The following is a 7871-nucleotide window of genomic DNA, read 5'->3' on the forward strand; positions in this document are numbered from 1 at the left end:
TCGGTGTGCTGGTCGGCGCGGTGGGCCTGCTCGGCGGCGCGCTGCACCGGCACGCTCGGCGGCGCGGCCCGCTGTGGTCCGTCACTGCGACCGCGGCGGCCACCTGGATAGCGCTGGGCGGAACATCCCTGGCGCGCACCGGCCTGGCGATGGGCGACCTCTTGAGCCGTGACGACGTCGAGGGCGCCAGACGGCTGCTGCCCTCGCTGTGCGGGCGTGACCCGGCACGGCTCGACGCCGCGGGACTGACCCGCGCGGCGGTGGAATCGGTTGCCGAGAACACCTCTGACGCGCATGTTGCACCGCTGCTGTGGGCGACGGTGGGCGGCGTGCCGATGCTGCTCGGGTACCGGGCCGTCAACACGCTCGACGCGATGGTCGGCCACCGCTCGCCGCGGTATGCCCGATTCGGTTGGGCCGCAGCACGTCTGGATGACGCAGCAAACTATGCCGCCGCGCGCCTGACCGCGGCGCTGGTGGTGGCATGCGCGCCGATCGTCGACGGATCGCCGTCGGGTGCGGTACGGGCCTGGCGTCGTGACGCCGCCCGTCATCCCAGCCCCAACGCCGGCGTGGTCGAGGCGGCATTCGCGGGGGCGCTGGGCGTGCGCCTGGGTGGGCCCACTGCCTACCAGTACGAACTGCAGATCCGGCCTACCCTCGGCGACGGAGTGCCGCCAGTCGTGGCCGACCTGCGCCGTGCGGTGCAGCTTTCCCGGGCGGTTCAGGCGTCGGCGACGGTGCTGTGCCTTGCCGTCAGCGCCGCCGTCCGTAGCGGTCGATGAGCTTGTCCTCGACGGTCGCAGGCGCGGGCTTCTCAGTGGGCTCGGTGGGCTCCGTCGGCTCCGTCGGCGAGGGCTGGCTCTTCTCGGCGCGGCGGGCCCGGACCTCGGCGTACACGAAGTAGCCCAGCAGGATCGGTGCGACGACGCCGAACGTGATCCACTGGATGCCGTAGGACAAAAACGGCCCGGCATCCAGGTGGGGGAGCCCGATTACGCCCAGTCCGCCGGGCTGGTTGTCGACCAATTGCAGATAGGACCCGGCCAGCCGGACCCCGGTCAGCGTTGCTATTTGGCGGACGTCTATCGAATAGACCTGCCGCACACCGTCACTGGTGAACGAATCCTTGTCCAATACCGGCTGCTCGGAGTCGCGCAGCCGCGCCGTGATAGTCACCGTCTCGTGCGGAGGCGGGGGGATCGGCGGCACCCGCGAACCCTGCTCGGGTCGCACGTAACCGCGGTCGACCAAAACGGTGGGGCCGCCATCGACGACAAAAGGCACCAGCACCTCCAGCGCCGGATCCCCGTCGGCCACCCGCAACCGGACCAGCAGCTGTATATCCGCCAGATAGTGGCCGGTCGCCGTCACCGTGCGCCATTGCGAGTCCGCGGCCGACGAGTCTTGTTGCGGCAACAGGGTTTTCAACGGCACCGGCGCGGTCGTCAGGGATTTCTGGATCTGGTTGTTCTCTCGCGACGTCTTGGTGTTCTTGCCCAGCTGCCATGGCGCGAGCACGCTGAAACACAAGTAGGTGAATGCGATCACCACCACAGCCAGCGCCACCCAGCCCGGTCGCAGCAAGAAGGCCAGGCGACGCATCAGGGCTGCCCGTCCTGGGCGAGTCGCTCGTCGACCCAAGCGTGCAGACCCGGCAAGGAGGCCTCGATGGCGGCGAAGACCGCTTCGAAGTCGTCGTGGTCGCCGTAATAAGGGTCGTCGACGTCGAGAACATAAGCGCCTGAGCGGGGGTCGAAGGAGCGCAGCATCCGGATGCGCTCGGCGTCGATACCCAGTTGCTGGAGAAGCCAGACGTGGTTGCGGGCCAGCGCGACCACCAGGTCGGCTTCAATGTGGTCGATGCCGATCTGTGCGGCGCTGTGGTTGGTGGGGTAGCCATGCGCGCGCAGCACCCGGTTGGCCCGCTCGTCGGCGCGCTTGCCGACATGCCAGCCGGCGGTTCCCGCACTGGTCACTCGCACGGCGTCGTCCAGACCGCGTTGGCAGATCTGGTGGGCGAACATCTTCTCGGCCATCGGCGACCGGCAGATGTTGCCGGTGCAGACGAACGTGATGTGCAGCCTTGGGGCAGCCTGACGACGATGCGGGCCTGTCAGGGCCTGAGGAGGAGTCGGGCAATCAGATTCAGACACCCAACGCCCTCCGCAGCTCGGCGACCGTGCCGACATGCAGCAGCCCGGTCGTCGTTTCGGTGGCGTCGGCGAAGTCGGCTTGGCCGTATCCCCAGCCGACCACCACCGCCGCGATGCCGTGCGCGGCCGCGCCCTCGACGTCGTGGCGGCGGTCGCCGACCATGAGGACGCGTTCGGGTAGCGGCTGCAGTTGTGCCAATGCGTGGGCCAGCACGTCAGCCTTGGTGGAGCGGGTGCCGTCGATGCTGGCTCCGGCGACGACCTCGAAGTGCTCGTCGAGCCCGAAATGCGCCAGGATCCGGCGTGCGGTCGGCTCGGCTTTGGAAGTGGCCACGGCGAGCCGGATGCCGGCGGCCCGCAGGTCGACCAGCAAGGGGCCAATCCCGTCGAACAGGCTGTTCATCGCCCATCCCCGGGTGGTGTAGTCGGCACGGTAGGCGGCGATCGCGGCATCGGTGTGCTCGCCCAGCCCCATCGCGGACAGGGTGTGGTGCATCGGCGGGCCGACGATCCGGCTGGTCAGGTCGCCCTCGGGCACGTCAGCGCCAATCTGGCCGAGCGCGTGGCGAAAGCTGGACACGATGCCGTCAGCCGAGTCGGTGAGGGTGCCGTCGAGGTCGAAGATCACCAGTTGGGGGGCGGCCGCCGACGATGCGCGCAGCGAAGCGGCGGGAGGAGGGGCCGGCCAATTCGAATCAGCGGCGGAGAGCGTGCCTGTCACGTCCCTATTGTCCAAGATGGCGCGACCAGCCGTTGACCGTGTCCCGATACCTGGCCTCATCGCGAGGTCGTTAGGGTTTCAGACGTGGCGAATCTGGATCCGAGCGCGTCGATTCCGCTCGCGGTCGCGCGCTACCACGGCGATCAGGCCGCCGAACCGGGCATGCTCGACTTCGCGGTCAACGTCCGCCATGCACATCCGCCGGCCTGGCTGGTGCAGCGGCTGGCCGCAAGGTTGCCGGATCTGGCGCGCTACCCCGGCGCCGACGACGAGCACGCGGCGATACAAGCGATCGCGGGCCGTCACGGCCGTGCCCGCGACGAGGTCGCAGTGTTGGCCGGAGCCGCCGAAGGATTCGCGTTGCTTCCCAACCTGCGTCCGACGCTGGCGGCGGTGATCGCGCCATCGTTCACCGAGCCGGCCGTGGCGCTGAGGGCGGCCGGTGTCCGCGTCCAGCACGTCGTGCTTGACCGGCCGTTCAGCTTGGCCGACGCGCAGCTGCCCGACGACGCTGACCTCGTCGTGGTGGGCAACCCAACCAACCCGACATCGGTTTTGCACACCCGCGAACAGATCCTCGCGTTGCGCCGACCCGGGCGGCTCGTGGTGGTGGACGAGGCGTTCGCCGATTCAGTTCCCGGCGAGCCGGAATCGCTGGCCGATGAGCCGCTGCCCGACGTGCTGGTAGTCCGCAGTCTGACCAAGACGTGGTCGCTGGCTGGCCTGCGGGTCGGCTACGCACTGGGTGCGCCCGACGTGTTAGCGCGGTTGACGGCTGAGCGGCCGCACTGGCCGGTGGGCACCCTGCAACTGACGGCCATCGCGGCCTGTTGTGCACCCGACGCCGTGGCGGAAGCGGCAGCGGAAGCTCGACGTCTGGCGGTGTTGCGCACCGAGATGGTTTCTGGCCTGCGGTCGGCGGGTGTCGAGCCAGTCGATGGCCGTGCGCCATTCGTGTTGTTCACCGCTGACGACGCCGAGTTGATGCGAAAGCATCTGCACACCAAAGGAATTGCGGTGCGACGATGTGACACGTTCATCGGCTTGGACGGGCGATATCTGCGGGCCGCGGTCCGACCGGAGTGGCCGCTGCTCGTTGCGGAGATCGCCGACATGGCGAAAAGTGGGGTACTCCGATGACCGTGCGGCTGGCCGGTGTCATCGACGTGCTGGACGAGGCCTATCCGCCCGGGCTGGCCGAGTCGTGGGATTCGGTCGGCCTGGTGTGCGGCGATCCCGACGACCAGCTGAGTTCGGTGACGGTCGCCGTCGACGCCACCGCGGCGGTGGTCGACGAGGTTCCCGACGGTGGTCTGCTGCTGGCCCACCATCCGCTGTTGTTGCGGGGCGTGGACACGGTGGCAGCCAGTACCGCCAAGGGTGCGCTGGTGCACCGCCTGATCCGTTCCGGCCGTTCGCTGTTCACCGCACACACCAACGCCGACTCGGCATCGCCGGGGGTGTCGGACGCGTTGGCGCACACGCTCGGGCTGACCGTCGAGGCGGTGCTGGAGCCCTCGCATGTGGTGCCGGGTTTGGACAAGTGGGTGATCTTCGTACCGCCGGAGAACGCGGAGGCGGTGCGGGCCGCGGTTTTTGCGGCCGGCGCCGGCGTAATCGGCGACTATTCCCAATGCAGCTGGAGCGCCACCGGCACCGGCCAGTTCTTGCCGGGCCATGGAGCCGCGCCGGCTATCGGGAGCGTCGGCGCCGTAGAGAAAGTGGTCGAGGATCGGGTCGAGGTCGTCGCACCAGCGCGGGCCCGGCGCGAGGTGCTGTCGGCGATGCGGGCCGCGCATCCATACGAGGAGCCGGCGTTTGACATCGTCGCGTTGGCACCGCCGCCCGCTGACGTCGGGCTAGGGCGAATCGGTTCGCTGACCCAGCCAGAGTCGTTGAGCGCGTTCGTTTCCCGAGTCAGGGCAGGGCTGCCGCAAACGTCGTGGGGGGTGCGCGCGGCAGGCGACCCGGACATGACCGTGTCCCGCGTCGCGGTCTGCGGAGGAGCCGGCGACTCGCTGCTGGACGCCGCGGCGGCCGCAGGAGTGCAGGCCTATGTCACGGCCGACCTGCGCCATCACCCCGCCGACGAGCATTGCCGTGTTTCTGATGTGGCCTTGATCGATGTTGCCCATTGGGCCAGCGAATACCCATGGTGTGAACAGGCTGCCGATGTCTTGCGGTCGGCTTTCGGCGCCGACCTCGCGGTACGCGTGTGCCCGATCCGCACCGATCCGTGGAACGTCGACAACGCCTCCGGGAGAGATAACTGATGAAAGCCGCAGTCGCGCAGCAGCGTTCGCTGCTCGAAGTTATGGGTCTGGACGCTGAACTATCCAGGCTCGCGCACCGCGCCGGCCACTTGCCCGAGCGCCAAGACTACGAGCGACTACAAACCGATCAGGTGGCCGCCGATGACCGGCTGGGGGCGCTGCGAATCGCGTTAGAAGACCTGGACGCTCAGATATCACGCTTCGAGCTGGAGATCGACGCGGTGCGCCAGCGCGAGGAGCGGGACCGTTCGCTGCTTCAGTCGGTCGCAGACGCCAAGCAATTGTCGGAATTGCAGCATGAGCTGGACACCCTGCAACGCCGCCAATCCAGCCTGGAGGATTCGCTGTTGGAGGTGATGGAACGCCGCGAGCAGCTGCAAGCGCAACAGACGGCTGAGCTAGCTCAGAGCGAGGCGTTGCGGGCTGATTTGGCCGCTGCGCAGCAGGCTCTCGACGGCGCACTCGACGAGATTGACCAGGCCCGTCGTCTTCGTTCGACGCGGCGCGACGAACTGACCGCGGCGTTAGATGCCGAGCTGATCGCGATTTACGAACGACAGCGTGCCGGCGGTGGCCCTGGTGCGGGAGCACTGCAGGGCCGCCGGTGTGGGGCCTGTCGCATCGAGATCGACCGCGGCGAGTTGTCCAGGATCTCAGCGGCGGCTGAAGATGATGTGCTGCGGTGTCCTGAATGCGGCGCGATCTTGTTGCGAGTCAAAGGCGTAACCCAGTGAAGGTCATCGTCGAAGCCGATGGCGGGTCACGCGGCAACCCGGGACCGGCAGGCTACGGGTCGGTGGTCTGGACAGCTGACCGGTCGACTGTATTGGCTGAAAGCAAGCAAGCGATCGGCCATGCCACCAACAACGTCGCCGAATATCGCGGACTGCTCGCGGGTTTGGAGGAGGCGGCAAAGCTGAAGGCCACCGAGGTCGCCGTTTCGATGGATTCCAAGTTGGTGGTCGAGCAGATGTCCGGGCGTTGGCGGGTCAAGCATCCCGACCTCGCAGAGCTCAACGCGAGGGCGCGTGCACTGGCGGCGCGGTTCGAGCAGATCAGCTACACGTGGATTCCGCGAGCGCAGAACTCCTACGCCGATCGGTTGGCCAACGAGGCGATGGACCTCGCTGCTGAGGCCGAAGAGAGCGGTGATTCAGCGACGACGGCCCAAGCAGCCGAAACCCCTTCGCCGCCAGGCTGGACTGGCGCGCGTGGTATCGCCACCCGGCTGTTGTTGCTGCGCCACGGCCAGACCGAGTTGTCGGTGCAGCGGCGCTACTCGGGACGCGGTAACCCGCCGCTGACCGAGCTTGGGCGCCAGCAGGCCGACGCCGCCGCCCGGTATCTGGCGCAACGTGGCGGGATCTCGGCAGTGGTCAGCTCGCCGCTGCAACGCTGCTACGACACCGCGACGATGGCCGCCAAAGCGCTGGGTTTGAACTTGACCGCCGACGACGACCTGATCGAGACGGATTTCGGCGCATGGGAAGGCCTCACGTTCGCTGAGGCCGCCGAACGTGATCCCGAATTGCATCGACAGTGGCTGCGGGACACCAGCACAGAGCCGCCGGGCGGGGAAAGCTTTGATCACGTGAGCCAACGGGTCTGCCGGGCGCGAGACCGGATCGTGGCGGACTACGCCGGCACCACCGTGCTGGTGGTGTCGCATGTGACTCCGATCAAGATGCTGCTGCGCCAAGCCCTCGACGCTGGGCCGGGCATCCTTTACCGGCTACACCTGGACCTGGCGTCGTTGAGCATCGCCGAGTTTTACCCGGATGGGGCTTCTTCGGTGCGGCTGGTGAACCAGACCGGCTATCTGTAACTTCCTTCAGGCGGCGTCGTGAAAGATCAGCCCCAATGCGTAGCGCTCACCCGAACGCACGACCGACAAGCCATGGCGCACTGGTGCGGCCGACCAGCCGCGAGCCGACCGCACGGGCCGGTCGCGGGTGGTGAACAGGTAACCGTGCCCCTGCGGGAGTTGGGTAGCGGTGCCGCGTGATTGGGCTCGCGGCCGCTGTTCGACGAGCATGAACTCCCCGCCGGCGTACTCGGTCTCCGAGTTGCTTAGGTTGATCACCACTTGAAGTGGAAACACCAAGTCCCCGTAGAGGTCTCGGTGAAGAGCGTTCCAATCGTTCGTTCCATATCTGAGGACCAGCGCGGTGGATCTCGTCTGACCGGCGGCATGGCACATGTCCAGCCATTCGTCCAGGCTGTCCGGCCAAGGAGCATCCCGGCCAAGCTTGGCCCACCAATCCCGGGCGATCGGCAACAGCCGTGGATACAGCGCCTGCTTGAGGTGCTCGATAGGTTCGGGATAGGGAGCGCGGAAGTATCGATACTGTCCGGACCCATAGCGACGCGGCCCCATGTCGATGGTGGCGCGAAACAGTTGATCCTTCGTGTACAGCTTGCGCAGCCGTTGGGTCTCGGTGGGCGTCAAGAGCCGAGGCAGCAGCGCTCCGCCGTAGTCGTCGACGGCAGCGGCGATGGCGGTCCAGTCACCGGCGTCGACGCGGTTGTCCCATCGGGTCGCCCGCATCAGCTGCGTCCTCTCTTCGCTCCCTGCTCTGTAGACGATAGGGATGCCTCGGACGTGAGGACGATTCTTGTCGGCGGGGCGGTGTAACATCGAACGCATGTTCGAGAAATTGGCGGTAGTCGATCCGGCCTGCGAGGAATCGGTGCTGGTCGAGCGCATCGCCGAGCTGGAAC

The 7871-nt window shown here is 67.5% G+C and carries 9 protein-coding genes; 5 read left to right on the forward strand and 4 right to left on the reverse strand.

All coding sequences use genetic code 11. The features are described 5' to 3' along the window. Positions 1–785 (forward strand): cobalamin biosynthesis protein (locus WAN71_RS11355; protein ID WP_422225420.1); only part of this gene is annotated, 785 nt, incomplete at its 5' end. Here the strand turns inward: WAN71_RS11355 and WAN71_RS11360 are convergent. From WAN71_RS11360 to WAN71_RS11370, 3 genes are all read right to left on the reverse strand, one after another. After that, positions 757–1605 (reverse strand): SURF1 family protein, encoded by an 849-nt coding sequence (locus WAN71_RS11360; RefSeq protein ID WP_422225421.1) that lies wholly within the window; start codon positions 1603–1605, stop codon positions 757–759. The genes WAN71_RS11355 and WAN71_RS11360 overlap by 29 nt on opposite strands. Continuing rightward, on the reverse strand, positions 1605–2084 hold the full coding sequence (locus tag WAN71_RS11365; RefSeq protein WP_422225428.1) for a low molecular weight protein-tyrosine-phosphatase: 480 nt from the start codon (positions 2082–2084) through the stop codon (positions 1605–1607). Before WAN71_RS11365 ends, WAN71_RS11360 begins: the two co-directional genes overlap by 1 nt. A 64-nt stretch (positions 2085–2148) precedes the next feature. Continuing rightward, the gene (locus tag WAN71_RS11370; RefSeq protein ID WP_422225422.1) at positions 2149–2937 is read right to left on the reverse strand and encodes an HAD hydrolase-like protein; all 789 of its coding nucleotides are present in this window, start codon (positions 2935–2937) and stop codon (positions 2149–2151) included. A 24-nt stretch (positions 2938–2961) separates the two neighbouring features. Here WAN71_RS11370 and cobC point away from each other — a divergent pair, with 24 nt between their 5' ends. Genes cobC through WAN71_RS11390 form a run of 4 tightly spaced genes read left to right on the forward strand, consistent with a single transcriptional unit; the run spans position 2962 to position 6975 of the window. Beyond that, positions 2962–4017 carry an Rv2231c family pyridoxal phosphate-dependent protein CobC gene (cobC, locus tag WAN71_RS11375; RefSeq protein WP_422225423.1) on the forward strand — a complete coding sequence of 352 codons (1056 nt, stop codon included), beginning with the start codon at positions 2962–2964 and terminating at the stop codon, positions 4015–4017. Next, the gene (locus WAN71_RS11380; RefSeq protein ID WP_422225424.1) at positions 4014–5150 is read left to right on the forward strand and encodes a Nif3-like dinuclear metal center hexameric protein; all 1137 of its coding nucleotides are present in this window, start codon (positions 4014–4016) and stop codon (positions 5148–5150) included. The genes cobC and WAN71_RS11380 overlap by 4 nt, the downstream gene beginning before the upstream one ends. Further along, positions 5150–5884 carry a zinc ribbon domain-containing protein gene (locus tag WAN71_RS11385; RefSeq protein WP_422225425.1) on the forward strand — a complete coding sequence of 245 codons (735 nt, stop codon included), beginning with the start codon at positions 5150–5152 and terminating at the stop codon, positions 5882–5884. The genes WAN71_RS11380 and WAN71_RS11385 overlap by 1 nt, the downstream gene beginning before the upstream one ends. After that, complete coding sequence (locus WAN71_RS11390; RefSeq protein ID WP_422225426.1) at positions 5881–6975, forward strand: bifunctional RNase H/acid phosphatase; 1095 nt, start codon at positions 5881–5883, stop codon at positions 6973–6975. Before WAN71_RS11385 ends, WAN71_RS11390 begins: the two co-directional genes overlap by 4 nt. A gap of 6 nt (positions 6976–6981) precedes the next feature. On the opposite strand, the gene WAN71_RS11395 is transcribed toward WAN71_RS11390, so the two are convergent. Beyond that, a complete protein-coding gene (locus WAN71_RS11395; RefSeq protein WP_422225427.1) occupies positions 6982–7698 on the reverse strand; it encodes a 2OG-Fe(II) oxygenase in 717 nt (238 codons plus the stop codon). Positions 7699–7871: the final 173 nt, after the last annotated feature.

The sequence above is a fragment of the Mycobacterium sp. genome (assembly GCF_049280035.1).
Lineage (GTDB): Bacteria > Actinomycetota > Actinomycetes > Mycobacteriales > Mycobacteriaceae > Mycobacterium.